The organism is Enterobacter sp. ECC-175 (assembly GCF_043968675.1).
Taxonomy (GTDB): domain Bacteria; phylum Pseudomonadota; class Gammaproteobacteria; order Enterobacterales; family Enterobacteriaceae; genus Enterobacter.
The window spans coordinates 3937230-3952186 of sequence record NZ_CP143776.1; the positions used below are offsets into that span (position 1 = coordinate 3937230).

The window sequence follows — 14957 nt, forward strand, 5'->3', positions numbered from 1 at the left end:
TCATCGTCCGGATAAGTATTATCGCCATGTTTGATTAATACCAAAAGTCCAAATTACGATTTGGAGAAAGAGAGTGAAAATAAGGCGTTGCTCGCACGTTGGAGAAGGCCGGCTTGTGGGTATTCGCAAAAACGCCGACAATTCAGCTTTACGGATAAAAACGGAGGCAATCATGTCTACCTCATACTTCGTCGCGGCCGACTGGCTGGTTGAACACGGCGACGACCCGGAAGTTCAGATTATTGACGCGCGGATGGCCCCTCCCGGGCAGGAACACCGCGACGTCCCGGCGGAATATCGCGCCGGACACCTGCCTGGCGCGGTCTTTTTTGATATCGAAGCGCTCTCCGATCATACCTCCCCCCTGCCGCACATGCTGCCGCGCCCGGAAGCGTTTTCGGTGGCGATGCGCGAGCTTGGCGTTAGCCGTGATAAGCACCTGGTGGTATACGATGAGGGCAATCTCTTCTCTGCGCCGCGCGCGTGGTGGATGCTGAAAAATTTTGGCGTGGAGAAAGTGTCAATTCTGGCGGGCGGTCTGGCCGGCTGGAAGCGCGACAATCTGCCGCTACAGCAGGGCGACGTGGCGCTGCCGGAAGGCGATTTTGACGCTGAGTTTAACCCGGACGTGGTTAAACGCCTGACCGACGTGCTGGTCATCAGCCATGAAAAAACGGCGCAAATCGTCGATGCCCGCCCCGCCCCGCGCTTTAACGCCGAAGCCGACGAGCCGCGAGCGGGCCTGAAGCGCGGCCATATTCCCGGCGCGCTGAACGTGCCGTGGGGCGACCTGGTGTTTGAAGGCGAATTGAAAACCACTGACGAACTGCGGGAGATTTTCGCGCGTCAGGGCGTTGATCTTACGCGTCCTATCGTCGCCAGCTGCGGTTCCGGCGTGACGGCCTGCGTAGCGATCCTGGCGCTGGCAACGCTTGGCGTAAACGACGTGACGCTTTACGACGGGGCATGGAGCGAATGGGGCGCGCGCAGCGATCTGCCCGTCGAACCCGCCTGATAGCGCAGCGGGGTGAAGACTCACCCCGCTGTGTTTAGAGAATACGGTTAGTTTTCAGGTCGCGCAGGAAGCCGCCCCAGCGACGCTCGTAGAACGGCGTGATGTGCTCGGTAATAAAGTGGCTGATGCCCTTCTCGCCTTTCTTCACCTGGCAGATATCAATGGGCTCGTCGCCCGGCAGCGTGTCGGTCGCCACGCTTCCCGCCGCCTGAATAATCTCTTCGATATCCCCGTCGGCTTCGATGCCAATCAGCAGCACGGGCTGCTCGTCCGCGCCTTCTTTGATGGAGCACAGGAACGCCCGCTTCACCGGCTTGAGGGTTTTAAACAGCGTAATCAGCGAGTCGATCATCTGCGCGGGCGGTTCAGCCACCTCTGACAGCAGCAGCGTTTCGCCCCCTTCCAGCACTTCCTGAGTGCTAAGCGGATTACCCTCTTCGCCAATCAGATGGCTGATTTCACGCGGCGTAAACTCTTTGCCGATCGGCAGTTTGGCGTTCAGGAACAGCGTCTGGCCGAGCGTCATTTCGAACAGCGTGCGAACGGGCATCACCACGAACGCCTGTTCGTCTTCCACTGCCTTCTGCAGCGCCTCCAGCGAGGTGAAGAACGGGATCACCGACGCGCCGTCGTCTTTCTCCCAGTGCAGCAGATCCAGGGCGCTGTCTTCGACAACCTGCACCCCTTCGGCCGCCGTTCCCGGCACCCAGACGGTGGATTCCAGCAGCGTGCGGAAAAATGCCGGACGGTGGGCGGGCTCGGTCGCCGCCTGCTCCAGCAGGGTTTCTAATTCGTTTTTGGTTTCTGACATAATGATTCCAGATGGTGCATTCCTCCCCTCACCCTAACCCTCTCCCCTTTGGGGAGAGGGAATTTGAACGCCCTCTCCCCAAAGGGGAGAGGGCTGGAGTGAGGGGGCAATAATTACTCAGCCGTCAGCAGGTTCGCAATCGTGCGCACGCCGAGACCGGTCGCGCCTGCGGACCATTGCTCCACCGCCGCTTTACGGTAGGTTGCGGAGCAGTCAACGTGCAGCCAGCCCTCGTGATAGTTCTCAACGAAGTGCGACAGGAAGCCCGCCGCGGTGCTTGCCCCCGCCGAGTACGCGGCGCTTGCGGTGTTATTCAGCTCGGCAAAGTTAGACGGCAGCTGGCTGCGGTGGAACTCGGCCAGCGGCAGGCGCCAGAACGGCTCGTTCTCCTCGGCAGCGCTTGCCAGCACGCGGGCGGCCAGCCTGTCGTCAAAGCTGAACAGCGCGTGGTAGTCATTGCCCAGCGCGGTTTTCGCCGCGCCCGTCAGGGTCGCCATGTCGATGATCAGCTCCGGCTTCTGGGCAGAAGCGTCGATCAGGCCATCGGCCAGCACCAGGCGGCCTTCGGCGTCGGTGTTCATCACTTCGACATTTTTACCGTTGCGGTAGCGAATGATGTCGCCCAGCTTGAAGGCGTTGCCGCTGACCATGTTGTCCGCGCAGCACAGGTACAGCTTCACGCGCTTGTTCAGACCGCGGGTGATGGCAAACGCCAGCGCGCCGGTAATGGTTGCCGCGCCGCCCATATCGGACTTCATGGAGTCCATGAACGCGCTCTGCTTCAGGCTGTAGCCGCCGGTATCAAAGGTGATGCCTTTGCCGACCAGGCAGGCAAATACGGGCGCTTCTTTATCACCGGTTGGGTTGAAGTCTAGCGCCAGCAGCACCGGCGGACGCTCGGAGCCACGGCCTACGGTGTGGAGGCCCATGTAATTCTGCTCGCGAAGGTCTTCGCCTTTAGTGATGCGGTAGGACATTTTCTCGCCCGCCACGCCGCACAGCAGGTCAACGGCACGCTGCGCCAGCTGCTCGGGCCCGAGATCTTCCGCCGGGGCGTTGATGGTGTCACGCACCCAGTCGATAATCTTCAGGCGGCTTTCCAGCTCTTTCTGACCGGCTTCATCAAGGCTGGCCCACTCAATTTTGCGGGTGCCTTTTGGCCCTTTGTAGCCCGCCCAGAACGCCCAGCTGCGGTCGGTGTCCCAGCCTTCGCCTTCCAGAGAGACATGCTTAATGCCAAGGCCGTCAATTTTACGCGCGGCGCGCTGGATCAGGCCCAAATCGTCTTTGCCCGTCAGGTGCAGGGTAATGCCGTCGTTATTGATGCTGTAGGTGGCTTTCTCGCCCCAGCGCGCGTCGGCTGGCTGCGAAGAGAGCGTAATCTTCATCGCTTCGGTCATTTTATTTATCCTTATTAGCAAACGGGCCGCCTGAAGGCAGCCCGTTAAGTGATTTACTCTGCTTCATCTAACCAGACTAACAGAATCGCCTCCAGAATTTTTTCATTGGATGCGTTGGGATCGTCGTCAAAATCCTCCAGATCGCAAATCCACTGGTGCATATCGGTGAAGCGTACGGTTTTCGGATCGAGATCCGGGTTAGCGTCGTACAGCGCTTCGCCGATTTCACGGCTGTCTGTCCACTTCAGTCCCATATCAATGCTCGCGTGCGTGGTTGATGGTGTAGCGCGGGAACTCAACGACCAGATCTTCATCGGTGACCGCCGCCTGGCAGCTTAAGCGGCTGTCCGGTTCCAGACCCCATGCTTTATCCAGCATGTCGTCTTCGTCTTCGGTGCTCTCGGCCAGCGAGTCAAAACCTTCACGCACGATGCAGTGGCAGGTGGTGCAGGCACAGGATTTTTCGCAGGCGTGTTCCACTTCGATACCTGCGCGCAGGGCAACATCGAGAATGGTCTCACCGGTCTTCGCTTCCAGAACAGCGCCATCCGGACACAGGTCCGCATGAGGCAAAATAACAATCTTTGGCATATTAAACCTCGTCCACGGACTGGCCTTTCAGCGCGACGCGGACGGATTTGTCCATGCGGCGAGCGGCGAAGTCCTGGGTTTGTTTATCAACGTTTTTAATGGCTTCTTCTATTGCGTCAGCGTCATTGCCCATGGCGACCAGGCTTAAGTGCGCGGCAGCCTGGTCAATGACCTGACGCTCAGCGGCGCTTAGCAGCGCGGCATCGGCAGTGAGCGCGCCGGTCAAGCTCTCCAGCACGCGCGCGGCTTCAACTTTCTGTTCGGCCAGCATGCGCGCCTTCACGTCCTGTTCGGCGTAGCTCATTGAATCCTGAATCATGGAGGCGATTTCGCCATCTGTCAGGCCGTAGGACGGCTTCACCTGAATCGACGACTCGACGCCGGTCGATTTTTCCATCGCCGTGACGCTCAGCAGGCCGTCGGCGTCCACCTGGAAGGTGACGCGAATATGCGCCCCGCCTGCAGGCAGCGCCGAAATACCGCGCAGCGCGAAGCGCGCCAGGGAGCGGCAGTCCTGCACCAGCTCGCGCTCGCCCTGCATCACGTGGATGGACATTGCGGTCTGGCCGTCTTTAAAGGTGGTGAACTCCTGCGCGCGCGCCACCGGGATGGTGGTATTGCGCGGGATCACTTTCTCCACCAGGCCGCCCATGGTTTCTAAACCGAGAGACAGCGGGATGACGTCCAGCAGCAGCATTTCGCTGTCCGGCTTGTTGCCAACCAGAATATCGGCCTGGATAGCAGCACCCACGGCCACCACTTTGTCCGGGTCGATGGAGGTCAGCGGCGTGCGGCCAAAGAAGTCGCCCACGCGCTCGCGCACCAGCGGCACGCGGGTCGAGCCGCCGACCATGACCACTTCCAGCACCTCGTCGGCCTCAACGCCCGCATCTTTCAACGCGCGGCGGCAGGCCAGCAGGGTACGCTTCACCAGCGGGGAAATGAGTTCATTAAAGGTTTCACGGGTGATTTCACCCTGCCATCCCGCCACGTTAACCGTCACAGAATCGGCATCGCTGAGCGCGATTTTCGCTGCAATCGCGGCATCAAGCAGTTCACGCTGTAAGCGGTTGTCGCTGCGATCGGCAACCCCTGCCTGCTCGCGGATGTAGTCCGCCAGAAGGTGGTCGAAATCATCGCCGCCCAGCGCGGAATCGCCGCCGGTGGCCAGCACTTCAAACACGCCGCGGCTCAGGCGCAGGATAGAGATATCAAAAGTACCGCCGCCAAGATCGTAAACCGCAATCACCCCTTCCTGACCGGAGTCGAGGCCGTAGGCAATCGCCGCCGCCGTCGGCTCGTTCAGCAGGCGCAGCACGTGCAGGCCCGCCAGACGCGCGGCGTCCTTGGTGCCCTGACGCTGCGCGTCGTCAAAGTAGGCCGGAACGGTGATCACCACGCCGTCCAGATCGCCGCCGAGCGTCGCCGTCGCGCGGGCCGCCAGCGCTTTGAGGATGTCAGCGGAAACGCGAATCGGGTTCAGCAGACCTGCCGCGGTTGCGATCATCGGCAGGCCGTTTTCACTGGCCTGAAGCTGATACGGCAGATGCGGGTAGCGGTCCTGAATGTCGGCCAGCGAGCGGCCCATCATGCGCTTAACGGAGCTGATGGTGTTGGCCGGATCGCGCGCGGCGTTCGCGCGGGCGTCATAGCCTACCGCGTGCCCCTGCTGCTGGTAGTGGACGACGGAAGGCAGCAGATGGCGGCCCTGCTCGTCAGCCAGCGTTTCCGCCTGGCCGCTGCGCACGGTCGCCACGAGGGAATTGGTGGTGCCAAGATCAATACCGACCGCCAGACGACGCTGGTGCGGTGCGGCACTTAAGCCAGGCTCACTAATTTGTAATAAGGCCATAATTTGCTTCCGAAATTAAAAGTCGAGCAGCTTTTCTTCGAGTTGTTCAGCGCTGCTTCGCAGTTTATCGAGAAAACGGAGCTTGCGCACGGTGTCCGCCGCCAGATCCCAGCTCTCGTCGTTCAGTTGCGTCACCATCTGCTGATGGCGAGTATCGAACATGCCCTTCACGCGCTTGATAAAGATTTCCAGGCGCGCTTCGTCTTTGGCCTGTTCAATCTCATCCAGCTCTTCGCGCAGCTCCAGCTGTTCCATCAGAAACGCCGTGTCGCGCACGGTGTGCTGTTCGCTCGCCAGGTCGAAGCCGTGGAGCGAGAGCAGATATTCCGCGCGCGCCAGCGGATGGCGCAGCGTCTGCCAGGCCTGGTTAATGGTGGCGGAATGCGATACCGCCGCCAGCTGTTCAGCCTGCGTGCCGCTGGCGAATTTATCCGGATGATACTGACGCTGCAGATCCTGGAAACGGATCGTCAGCGCCTGGAGATCGATCGGGTATTGCGCGGGTAGTCCGAAGAGAGTGAAGTAATCCATAACAATCTCAGGGGTAGCCAGTTAGAACAAACCCCACGCGCAGCGGTAGAGCCACGGTGGGGTTTCGGATGACGCGCGGTTAAACGTGGAAGCTTTCGCCGCAACCACACTCGTCTTTGACGTTCGGGTTCGTGAATTTGAACCCTTCGTTCAGGCCTTCTTTAACGAAGTCCAGCTGAGTGCCGTTGAGGAACTGCAGGCTTTTGCCATCGACCACCACCTTCACGCCCTTGTCTTCAAACACGGTGTCGTCAGACGCCGGTTCGTCAACAAACTCCAGTACGTAAGCCATACCGGAACAGCCGGAGGTACGTACGCCCAGCCGCAGGCCAAAGCCTTTACCACGGTTCGCCAGAAAAGAGCTTACTCGCGCGGCAGCGCTGTCGCTAAGGGTAATCGACATACTCAAACCTCAATTATTTTGCTTCACGTTTGCTTTTATAGTCCGCAATGGCGGCTTTAATCGCGTCTTCTGCCAGGATAGAGCAGTGAATTTTCACCGGCGGCAGTTCGAGCTCTTCAGCAATATCGGTGTTCTTGATTGCCTGTGCTTCGTCCAGAGACTTGCCCTTCACCCACTCGGTGACCAGGGAGCTGGATGCAATAGCAGAACCGCAGCCGTAGGTTTTGAAGCGCGCGTCCTCAATGATACCTTCATTGTTGACTTTAATCTGCAGCTTCATCACGTCGCCACACGCCGGCGCGCCAACCATGCCGCTGCCTACGCTATCGTCGCTGTTGTCAAAAGAGCCAACGTTGCGCGGGTTCTCGTAATGATCGATGACTTTTTCGCTGTATGCCATGTTAAATTCTCCTTATGTACCGATTAGTGATGTGACCATTCAATGCTGTTCAGATCCACGCCCTGCTTGAACATTTCCCACAGTGGAGAAAGGTCGCGCAGGCGGCCGATGGAGTTGCGTACCAGCTTGATGGTGTAGTCAATCTCTTCTTCGGTAGTGAAACGACCTAAAGAGAAACGGATAGAGCTGTGTGCCAGCTCGTCGGTCATGCCCAGCGCGCGCAGCACGTAGGATGGCTCGAGGCTTGCAGACGTACAGGCAGAACCGGAAGAAACGGCCAGGTCTTTCAGCGCCATGATCAGCGATTCGCCTTCAACGTAGTTGAAGCTGACGTTGAGGATGTTCGGTGCGCCCTGCTCGAGATCGCCGTTCAGATACACTTCTTCCATATCCTTCACGCCGTCCCACAGACGGTTACGCAGCGTGCGCAGGCGCGCCATCTCGGCTTCCATCTCTTCTTTCGCGATGCGATACGCTTCGCCCATGCCCACGATCTGGTGAACAGGCAGGGTGCCGGAACGCATGCCGCGCTCGTGACCGCCGCCGTGCATCTGTGCTTCGATGCGGATACGTGGCTTACGACGAACGTACAGCGCGCCGATGCCTTTCGGGCCATAGATTTTGTGGCCGGAGAAGGACATCAGGTCCACTTTCAGCTGGCTCAGGTCGATAGGCAGTTTGCCCACGCTCTGGGTCGCATCCACGTGGTAGATGATACCGCGCGCACGGCACATTTCGCCGATGGTGGCGATGTCCTGCACCACGCCGATTTCGTTGTTAACGTGCATGATGGAGACCAGAATGGTGTCGTCGCGCATGGCGGCTTCGAGCTCTTTCAGGTCGATGATACCGTTGCTCTGTGGCGCCAGGTAGGTTACTTCAAACCCTTCGCGCTCCAGCTGACGGCAGGTATCCAGCACGGCTTTGTGTTCGGTTTTGCTGGTGATGATGTGCTTGCCTTTTTTCTGATAAAAGTTGGCTGCACCTTTGATCGCCAGGTTATCGGATTCGGTCGCGCCGGAGGTGAAAACAATTTCACGCGGGTCGGCGCCGACGAGGTCAGCAATCTGATTACGGGCGATATCGACCGCCTCTTCCGCATGCCAGCCAAAACGGTGTGAACGGGACGCTGGGTTACCAAAGTTTCCGTCCAGGGTCAGACACTGCATCATTTTCTCGGCAACACGCGGGTCCACCGGCGTGGTTGCGGAGTAATCGAGATAAATCGGTAATTTCATTGCTCTATAAACTCCGTACATCGCTTCAATGCAAGGAATCAGGCAACCGGCTGGATGTACGACCGAGTTCGCGGGGCATCAAGCCCCGGCCTGATTCTGAAATCTTATAATTTTTGCCCTAATTAGGCGCGTAATTTGACGTCGATTGCGTCCTGCGCGCGGGTGCTGCGCTGTGATTCATGGCTGTGCTGACGGCCAGAGACGTCCAGAACTTCCTGGTTATTCACCAGTTCACCGAGAGTGATGTTGTTCAGGAAGCCGGTCAGACGGTCGCTCAGGTCGCGCCACAGCGCGTGGGTCAGGCACTTATCGCCGCCCTGGCAGCCGCCTTTACCCTGGCAGCGGGTCGCGTCAACGGATTCATCAACCGCGCTGATCACTTCGCCAACCGCAATACTGCCCGCGTCTTTACCGAGCAGATAACCGCCGCCCGGGCCGCGTACGCTGGAAACCAGCCCATTTTTACGCAGTCTGGAGAACAGCTGTTCCAGGTAAGAGAGGGAGATCCCTTGTCGTTCAGAAATATCAGCCAACGGAACCGGGCCCGCTTCGGAGTTGAGCGCAACGTCCAGCATCGCGGTCACGGCATAACGCCCTTTAGATGTCAGTCTCATGTCTTACTTAACCTCAAACTCGCCCCTGCCCGGGGTTTTTTATTGTAAAATGGGGGTATTGCATAGCAGGGCCAAGTCTGACATTCCTGACTAAAATGGTCAACTATTTACTTGACTGTTTTAGTCAGGTATTTAACCTTCTGTGCGTTCATAGCAAAGGTGCGGCCTGATGCCCTCACCCCGGCCCTCTCCCACGGGGAGAGGGGGAAAACACACTGCACTATTCCTTATTCTTCTGCTCAATCGACGCCAGAATCCCGCGCAGGATGTTCAGCTCCTGGCTTTCAGGGCGCGCGCGGGTAAACAGACGGCGCAGCTTGTTCATCACCTGACCCGGATGGCCTTCGCGGATAAAGCCGGTGGACAGCAGCGTCTGCTCCAGGTGGCCGTAGAAGCGCTCCAGGTCGTCCACCAGCGGATAGGCCGTCTCTTCTTTAGGCTCTACCTCTTTCTCCTGCGTGGCCAGCCACGCCATACGCACTTCGTAGGCGATAACCTGCACCGCCATCGCCAGGTTCAGCGAGCTGTATTCCGGGTTCGCGGCAATCGCGACGTGATAATGGCACTTCTGCAGCTCGTCGTTGGTCAGGCCAACGCGTTCCCGGCCAAACACCAGCGCAACCGGCGCCTGCTCGGCTTCCGACACGCTTTTCAGGCCGCACTCGCGCGGGTCCAGCATTGGCCACGGCAGCGTGCGGGAGCGCGCGCTGGTGCCGACAACCAGGCTGCATCCGGCCAGGGCTTCATCCAGCGTATCGACAATTTGCGCGTTGCCGATCACGTCGCTGGCACCGGCGGCCAGCGCGATGGCCTGAGAGTCGGGTTTCACCAGCGGGTTAACCAGCCACAGGTTCGTTAAGCCCATGGTTTTCATAGCGCGGGCCACGGAGCCCATGTTGCCGGTGTGCGATGTTTCGACCAGCACGATTCGAATGTTTTGCAGCATAGTTTTAGGTATCTGGATTCTGTGTCTGAAGAATATTCCGGCATATTACCATAAACGAGAGACATAATCCGATCCCGCTGCTATACTCTGCGCCGATTTTCCCGTTCTTTAACATCCAGTGAGAGAGACCGATGCATCCGATGCTGACCATCGCCGTGCGCGCAGCGCGCAAGGCGGGTAATGTAATTGCCAAACACTACGAAACACCTGACTCCGTAGAAACCAGCCAGAAAGGCAGCAATGATTTTGTGACCAACGTCGATAAAGCCGCAGAAGCGATTATTATCGAAACGATCCGCAAATCTTACCCGCAGCACACCATCATCACCGAAGAAAGCGGTGAACATGAAGGTACCGATCAGGATGTTCAATGGGTTATCGATCCGCTGGATGGCACTACCAACTTTGTAAAACGCCTGCCACACTTCTCCGTGTCTATCGCCGTACGCATTAAAGGCCGTACTGAAGTCGCCGTGGTTTACGATCCAATGCGTAACGAACTGTTTACCGCGACTCGCGGTCAGGGCGCACAGCTGAACGGCTACCGTCTGCGCTGCAGCAACGCGCGCGATCTGGACGGCACCATTCTGGCGACCGGCTTCCCGTTCAAGGCGAAGCAGCACGCAACCACTTACATGAATATCCTCGGCAAGCTGTTCACCGAGTGCGCGGACTTCCGCCGCACCGGCTCCGCCGCGCTGGATCTGGCCTACGTGGCGACCGGTCGCGTTGACGGTTACTTCGAGCTGTCTCTCAAGCCGTGGGACTTTGCTGCGGGCGAGCTGATCGCGCGTGAAGCAGGCGCCATCGTGTGCGATTTCACCGGCGGCCATAACTACATGTCTACCGGCAACATCGTTGCGGGTAACCCACGCGTGGTGAAAGCCATGCTGGCAAACATGCGTGACGAGCTGAGCGACGCGCTGAAGCGTTAATCCCGGTATTCCCTCTCCCTGTGGGAGAGGGAATTACAGCTAAAATGGCCGCAATCCCCTTCCCACCGGCACCGCGCTTATCCACATCGTCACCGCCGCCACCAGCAGAATCACCCCGCCCGCCAGTGCGAGCGTTGTCCACCCAACCTGTCGCCACAGTACCGGCGTTTTCGTGCCGCTGAGCTTTATCGCCAGCTGACGGAACCAGTGTACCAGCACGGCCAGAGATGAAATGGTCAGCGATGTTCCCGCCGCCATCGCCAGCGCCGACAGCATGCCCCAGCCGAACACGCCAATCACCTTGCTGAACAGCAGCACCATGATCGCCCCCGAGCACGGGCGCATGCCCATGGACAGCACAATCATCGTACGGGCGCGCCAGTCGTCTCCGCTTTGAAGCTGCTCCTGCGTCGGCAGATGCTGGTGCCCGCAGCCGCAGTGGGCGTCATGCACATGATGAGGAGTGAACGCTTTGAATTTGGGCTTTTGCAGCAGCGCGCGCAGCTTTTTCACCGCCCGCCAGCAGAGGATCAGCCCGAGCACGCCGACCAGCGCATAACTCCCCTTCTCCAGCCAGAAGCTGCTCATGTGAAGCTGACGCGCGGGAAGCTGTAAAAGCGAAAGCACCACCACGACCAGCGCAATCGCCACGCCGCCCTGAAGCAAAGATGACGCCAGCGTCAGGCCGATGCTCGATCGCAGCTTAGAAGGATGGGTGGCAAGCCAGGTGGTGATAACGATTTTGCCGTGCCCCGGCCCCAGGGCGTGCAGCACGCCGTAGATAAAGCTGAACGCCAGCAGCGAGCCGCCCGCTTTCGCGGGGTTTTCCGCCACCGCCTTCAATAGTCCGCTCATCTGCAGGTTAACCTCGCGCTGCCAGACGATGCTTTTCATCATCACCTGCGGCCAGGCATGCCACAGCCACAGCAGGCCGCCCGCGGCCAGCAGCATAAACAGCGCCAGCGGCCAGAAGTGCACCCAGCGGCGCGTTTTCCGGGCTGAAGAGGCAATTACTGACATTGCAGCGTCACCTCCTGCGCAAACTGTTTACCCAACTCCATATCCTCCGGCGGCGCATCGGCTTTATCGAGAGAGAGTGCAAAGTTCAGCGTTTCGTCGCTGGGCTTCGGCGTATGGACGGCAAGTTTGCAGACCTTTTGTAACGATGCGGGAAGCTGCACGTCGCCGTCCTCGGCGTAGCTCATATCGACGTAGTAGGTCGGGTCGAAGGTGGAAAAGGTATACGTCTGCCCGGCCAGCGGCTGGGGATGCGCCAGCGGGAGCACGAACGACAGCACCGCCCGGTGGCCTTCGCGCGTCATACCGTATTCCGTTGGACGATTGAGAAATTTAACCTTTTGCCCGCTATGCCAGAACTCGGTGAAGTAGTGCTGACCAAGCACGTTGGCCATCACTTCCGCCGCCAGTTTTTTCCAGATCTCATCGCCCGGCTTCGCGTTTCCCGCATCGTAGAGCAGGTCCGCCGAGGTGATTTCATCCATCGTCCAGCGCATTTTAAGGCCGTTCAGCTGTTTGCCGTCCGAGACGATCTCCGTTTTCAGGCTAATGAAACTATGAGGATGCGCGCTGACGGCAGAGGTGAAAACCGCCAAAAATACCGCCATCGCGCTGTGTTTAACTATTTGCATCAATTCCTCACGTCAAAAATTCTGTGATGTTCGCCAGCAATCCTGAGTGAAAGGCCCGCCGGTGCGCTTTTCAGCGCGCATCCTTTAGCTATTCTTATCTAACATTCACACTGGATACCCGACAGATGATGCCGACGCTTGAAATTCCATCTGTGCTTTCCAGTTCGCAGCGCCGCTGCCAGGTGCTTTTAATGCTTTACCTGCCCGATGCTGCCGTCACTGCGCAGAGCATTATCCTTGCCAACGGGGTCGATGACGCCTTGGCACGGCAAGATATAGCCGAGACGCGCGATGAAATCCAGCGCTATCACCGGCTGGACATTGTTACACACCATGACGGAAGCTACCGGATTGAAGGCTCGGCCCTCAATCAGCGCCTGTGCCTGCTGCACTGGCTGCGCCGCGCGCTGCGGCTTTGCCCACAGTTTGTCTCGCACCAGTTTACTCCGGCGTTAAAAACCGCGCTTAAACAGCAGGGCATTGCCCGGCCGCTTTATGACGATGCCAACCTGCGGGCGCTGATCGGCTTTTGTGCCCGCAAGCTTCAGCGCCAGTTTGACTGCCGCGACGTCCAGTTTTTGCAGCTCTATCTGCAGTATTGCCTTATCCAGCATCAGCTGGGTAATACTCCGCAGTTTTCGCCCGTTCAGCGCAGCTGGACGCAGTCGAGAGGTGAATACTTTACGGCGCAGGAGATCGTGCGCCACTGGAAGCGCCGCGTCCCGCAGGGCGCCCACCGCGACGAGCAGCTATTTCTGGCGCTGCTGTTTATGATGCTGCGCACGCCCGATCCGGCGATGGATAAACACCAGCAGGACCAGCGCCTGCGTCGGGCGATTGTGCGGATGGTGGCGCGGTTCCGCACGCAGACGGGGATGAAGTTCAGCGACGAGCAAGGGCTGACCGATCAGCTGTATGTTCATCTTGCTCAGGCGCTGGATCGCTCGCTGTTTGAGATCGGTATTGATAACAGCCTGCCGGAGGAGATCCACCGCCTTTACCCGCGCCTGCTGCGCACCACCAAGGCCGCCCTGTTTGAGCTTGAAGCGGAGTTTGGGCTGCGTTTTTCCGATGAGGAGATGAGCCTGGTGGCGGTGATATTTGGCGCCTGGCTGATGCAGGAAACCGACCTGCATGAAAAGCAGGTGGTCCTGCTGACGGGTGAAGACAAAGCCTGCGAAGAGGTCATCGAGCAGCAGCTGCGCGAGCTTACCCTGCTGCCGCTCAATATTCGCTACCTGACGCTCCAGGCGTTTCAGAAAGAGGGGGCTCCGCGCGAGGCGGCGCTGGTCATTACCCCTTACGCCACCGCCCTGCCGCTATTCTCACCGCCGCTGATCCACGCCGTGGAAGCGCTTAATGCCCAGCAGCAGGAACACATCCGCGCTATGCTGGAAGCGTAACTACGCGCGCGCCACCACTTTCGGGCGCACCACCATCGCCGGCAGCGCAACCAGCGCCATTACCCAGAACACGCCGTGGCCGAGGTGTTGATACAGGAATCCGGCAAAGACCGTCATCACCGCAATGCTGCCGCCCATCGCCACCGCAGAGTAAACCGCCTGAAGCCTGATCACGTCCCCGCCCTCTCGCGCCGCTATGTAACGCATCGCCGCAAGATGACACACGGTGAATGTGCCGCAATGCAGGATCTGCGCCACGATCAGCCACGGCAGTTCGGTCGTCCAGCCCATGATCCCCCAGCGCGCCACGCCGCAAACGGCGGAAAGCAGCAGCAGATCGCGCGCGCCAAAGCGGCGGAAGAGCTTTTTACTGAGCGCAAAAACAATCACTTCCGCCACCACGCCGAGCGACCACAGATATCCGACCGCGGAAGCGGAGTAGCCTGCCCCCTGCCAGTAAATGGCGCTAAAGCCATAATAGGCCGCATGCGCCCCCTGAAGCAGGCACACGCACGCCAAAAAGCGCCAGCTTTGCGCCACCAGAGCGCGCCATGCCGGCCAGCCCGCACGCTCCTGGTGGCGGCTTTCGCCCTGCGGCATCACCGACGGACGCAGCAGCATGCCCAGCAGCATCGAGGCGATACCGACGCTCAGCAGCGCCAGAATCGCCCGGTAATCGTAAAGGCTGACCAGTTTTCCCACCAGCGCCGAGCCAATCACAAAGGCAATTGACCCCCACAGGCGCACGCGCCCGTAGTCCATCGTGATCTGTTTTTGCCAGGTGTTCGCCAGCGCGTCCGTAAGCGGCACCAGCGGTGAGAAAAAGAGGTTGAAGCCCACCATCACCACCATCAGCCAGGCAAACTGGTGGCTTACCCAGAAGCAGGCCAAAAAGACCAGCGTGAGCAGCGCGAGAATACGCAGGGATTTAATCAGCAGTGAGGGATCGCTGACGCGCGGGGCAATCAGCAGGCTGCCCAGAAAACGCGCCACCAGCCCGGCGCCGAGCAGAACGCCAATGGTTTCAGGGGTAAGCCCAATGCCCTTAAGCCAGACGCTCCAGAAAGGCAGAAAAATACCGTAGCTAAAGAAGTAGGTAAAATAGCTGAGCGCCAGCCAGCGCGTGGAATGCAAAACCATGAATCCCTCCCGAATTGGAGGCGATAGTC

Annotated in this window: 17 protein-coding genes; 3 read left to right on the plus strand and 14 right to left on the minus strand. The window is 59.0% G+C overall.

All coding sequences use genetic code 11. From position 1 onward, the window contains the following. Window positions 1-172 precede the first annotated feature (172 nt). Window positions 173-1015: a 3-mercaptopyruvate sulfurtransferase gene (gene sseA / locus V1599_RS18680; RefSeq protein WP_297122424.1), complete on the plus strand. Its 843-nt coding sequence runs from the start codon at window positions 173-175 to the stop codon at window positions 1013-1015. 34 nt (window positions 1016-1049) lie between these two features. Here sseA and sseB read toward each other — a convergent pair whose 3' ends face one another. The 11 genes from sseB to trmJ all read right to left on the minus strand — a co-directional run bounded on the left by sseB (window position 1050) and on the right by trmJ (window position 9801). After that, on the minus strand, window positions 1050-1826 hold the full coding sequence (sseB, locus tag V1599_RS18685) for an enhanced serine sensitivity protein SseB (protein ID WP_395300627.1): 777 nt from the start codon (window positions 1824-1826) through the stop codon (window positions 1050-1052). A gap of 113 nt (window positions 1827-1939) precedes the next feature. Beyond that, complete coding sequence (pepB, locus tag V1599_RS18690) at window positions 1940-3226, minus strand: aminopeptidase PepB (RefSeq protein WP_395300628.1); 1287 nt, start codon at window positions 3224-3226, stop codon at window positions 1940-1942. 53 nt (window positions 3227-3279) lie between these two features. Further along, window positions 3280-3480, minus strand: a complete 201-nt coding sequence (gene iscX / locus V1599_RS18695) for a Fe-S cluster assembly protein IscX (RefSeq protein WP_003860650.1) — start codon at window positions 3478-3480, stop codon at window positions 3280-3282. Between the two features lies 1 nt (window position 3481). Beyond that, window positions 3482-3817 (minus strand): ISC system 2Fe-2S type ferredoxin, encoded by a 336-nt coding sequence (gene fdx, locus V1599_RS18700; RefSeq protein WP_003860652.1) that lies wholly within the window; start codon window positions 3815-3817, stop codon window positions 3482-3484. 1 nt (window position 3818) lies between these two features. Then, a complete protein-coding gene (hscA, locus tag V1599_RS18705) occupies window positions 3819-5669 on the minus strand; it encodes a Fe-S protein assembly chaperone HscA (RefSeq protein ID WP_395300629.1) in 1851 nt (616 codons plus the stop codon). A 15-nt stretch (window positions 5670-5684) separates the two neighbouring features. Then, on the minus strand, window positions 5685-6200 hold the full coding sequence (hscB, locus tag V1599_RS18710; protein WP_395300630.1) for a co-chaperone HscB: 516 nt from the start codon (window positions 6198-6200) through the stop codon (window positions 5685-5687). A 79-nt stretch (window positions 6201-6279) separates the two neighbouring features. After that, window positions 6280-6603, minus strand: coding sequence for an iron-sulfur cluster assembly protein IscA (gene iscA / locus V1599_RS18715; RefSeq protein WP_003860659.1), 324 nt, complete (start codon window positions 6601-6603; stop codon window positions 6280-6282). A 13-nt stretch (window positions 6604-6616) separates the two neighbouring features. Further along, window positions 6617-7003 carry a Fe-S cluster assembly scaffold IscU gene (iscU, locus tag V1599_RS18720; protein ID WP_015703172.1) on the minus strand — a complete coding sequence of 129 codons (387 nt, stop codon included), beginning with the start codon at window positions 7001-7003 and terminating at the stop codon, window positions 6617-6619. A gap of 23 nt (window positions 7004-7026) precedes the next feature. Then, a complete protein-coding gene (gene iscS / locus V1599_RS18725; protein ID WP_222567588.1) occupies window positions 7027-8241 on the minus strand; it encodes a cysteine desulfurase in 1215 nt (404 codons plus the stop codon). A 122-nt stretch (window positions 8242-8363) separates the two neighbouring features. Next, window positions 8364-8855 carry a Fe-S cluster assembly transcriptional regulator IscR gene (gene iscR / locus V1599_RS18730; protein ID WP_006176693.1) on the minus strand — a complete coding sequence of 164 codons (492 nt, stop codon included), beginning with the start codon at window positions 8853-8855 and terminating at the stop codon, window positions 8364-8366. A gap of 220 nt (window positions 8856-9075) precedes the next feature. After that, window positions 9076-9801, minus strand: a complete 726-nt coding sequence (trmJ, locus tag V1599_RS18735; RefSeq protein WP_008502159.1) for a tRNA (cytosine(32)/uridine(32)-2'-O)-methyltransferase TrmJ — start codon at window positions 9799-9801, stop codon at window positions 9076-9078. Between the two features lie 131 nt (window positions 9802-9932). On the opposite strand from trmJ, the gene suhB reads away from it, so the two are divergent. Beyond that, window positions 9933-10736, plus strand: coding sequence for an inositol-1-monophosphatase (gene suhB / locus V1599_RS18740; protein WP_003860668.1), 804 nt, complete (start codon window positions 9933-9935; stop codon window positions 10734-10736). Between the two features lie 39 nt (window positions 10737-10775). On the opposite strand, the gene V1599_RS18745 is transcribed toward suhB, so the two are convergent. Continuing rightward, complete coding sequence (locus V1599_RS18745) at window positions 10776-11756, minus strand: nickel/cobalt transporter (protein ID WP_395300631.1); 981 nt, start codon at window positions 11754-11756, stop codon at window positions 10776-10778. Next, window positions 11747-12385, minus strand: a complete 639-nt coding sequence (locus tag V1599_RS18750; protein WP_112010208.1) for a DUF1007 family protein — start codon at window positions 12383-12385, stop codon at window positions 11747-11749. The genes V1599_RS18745 and V1599_RS18750 overlap by 10 nt, the downstream gene beginning before the upstream one ends. Window positions 12386-12510: 125 nt before the next feature. Between V1599_RS18750 and csiE the strand changes: the two genes are divergently transcribed. Further along, the gene (csiE, locus tag V1599_RS18755; protein WP_112010207.1) at window positions 12511-13788 is read left to right on the plus strand and encodes a stationary phase inducible protein CsiE; all 1278 of its coding nucleotides are present in this window, start codon (window positions 12511-12513) and stop codon (window positions 13786-13788) included. On the opposite strand, the gene V1599_RS18760 is transcribed toward csiE, so the two are convergent. After that, entirely contained in the window at window positions 13789-14928 is a 1140-nt protein-coding gene (locus V1599_RS18760) for a 3-phenylpropionate MFS transporter (protein WP_297122448.1), read from the minus strand. It lies immediately after the preceding gene. Between the last annotated feature and the right edge of the window lie 29 nt (window positions 14929-14957).

Excerpts from the sequence above, each read along its gene's own strand:
- sseA (WP_297122424.1), top strand. The coding sequence starts at position 173 with ATGTCTACCTCATACTTCGTCGCGGCCGACTGGCTGGTTGAACACGGC.
- sseB (WP_395300627.1), bottom strand. The coding sequence starts at position 1,826 with ATGTCAGAAACCAAAAACGAATTAGAAACCCTGCTGGAGCAGGCGGCG.
- pepB (WP_395300628.1), bottom strand. The coding sequence starts at position 3,226 with ATGACCGAAGCGATGAAGATTACGCTCTCTTCGCAGCCAGCCGACGCG.
- iscX (WP_003860650.1), bottom strand. The coding sequence starts at position 3,480 with ATGGGACTGAAGTGGACAGACAGCCGTGAAATCGGCGAAGCGCTGTAC.
- fdx (WP_003860652.1), bottom strand. The coding sequence starts at position 3,817 with ATGCCAAAGATTGTTATTTTGCCTCATGCGGACCTGTGTCCGGATGGC.
- hscA (WP_395300629.1), bottom strand. The coding sequence starts at position 5,669 with ATGGCCTTATTACAAATTAGTGAGCCTGGCTTAAGTGCCGCACCGCAC.
- hscB (WP_395300630.1), bottom strand. The coding sequence starts at position 6,200 with ATGGATTACTTCACTCTCTTCGGACTACCCGCGCAATACCCGATCGAT.
- iscA (WP_003860659.1), bottom strand. The coding sequence starts at position 6,603 with ATGTCGATTACCCTTAGCGACAGCGCTGCCGCGCGAGTAAGCTCTTTT.
- iscU (WP_015703172.1), bottom strand. The coding sequence starts at position 7,003 with ATGGCATACAGCGAAAAAGTCATCGATCATTACGAGAACCCGCGCAAC.
- iscS (WP_222567588.1), bottom strand. The coding sequence starts at position 8,241 with ATGAAATTACCGATTTATCTCGATTACTCCGCAACCACGCCGGTGGAC.
- iscR (WP_006176693.1), bottom strand. The coding sequence starts at position 8,855 with ATGAGACTGACATCTAAAGGGCGTTATGCCGTGACCGCGATGCTGGAC.
- trmJ (WP_008502159.1), bottom strand. The coding sequence starts at position 9,801 with ATGCTGCAAAACATTCGAATCGTGCTGGTCGAAACATCGCACACCGGC.
- suhB (WP_003860668.1), top strand. The coding sequence starts at position 9,933 with ATGCATCCGATGCTGACCATCGCCGTGCGCGCAGCGCGCAAGGCGGGT.
- V1599_RS18745 (WP_395300631.1), bottom strand. The coding sequence starts at position 11,756 with ATGTCAGTAATTGCCTCTTCAGCCCGGAAAACGCGCCGCTGGGTGCAC.
- V1599_RS18750 (WP_112010208.1), bottom strand. The coding sequence starts at position 12,385 with ATGCAAATAGTTAAACACAGCGCGATGGCGGTATTTTTGGCGGTTTTC.
- csiE (WP_112010207.1), top strand. The coding sequence starts at position 12,511 with ATGATGCCGACGCTTGAAATTCCATCTGTGCTTTCCAGTTCGCAGCGC.
- V1599_RS18760 (WP_297122448.1), bottom strand. The coding sequence starts at position 14,928 with ATGGTTTTGCATTCCACGCGCTGGCTGGCGCTCAGCTATTTTACCTAC.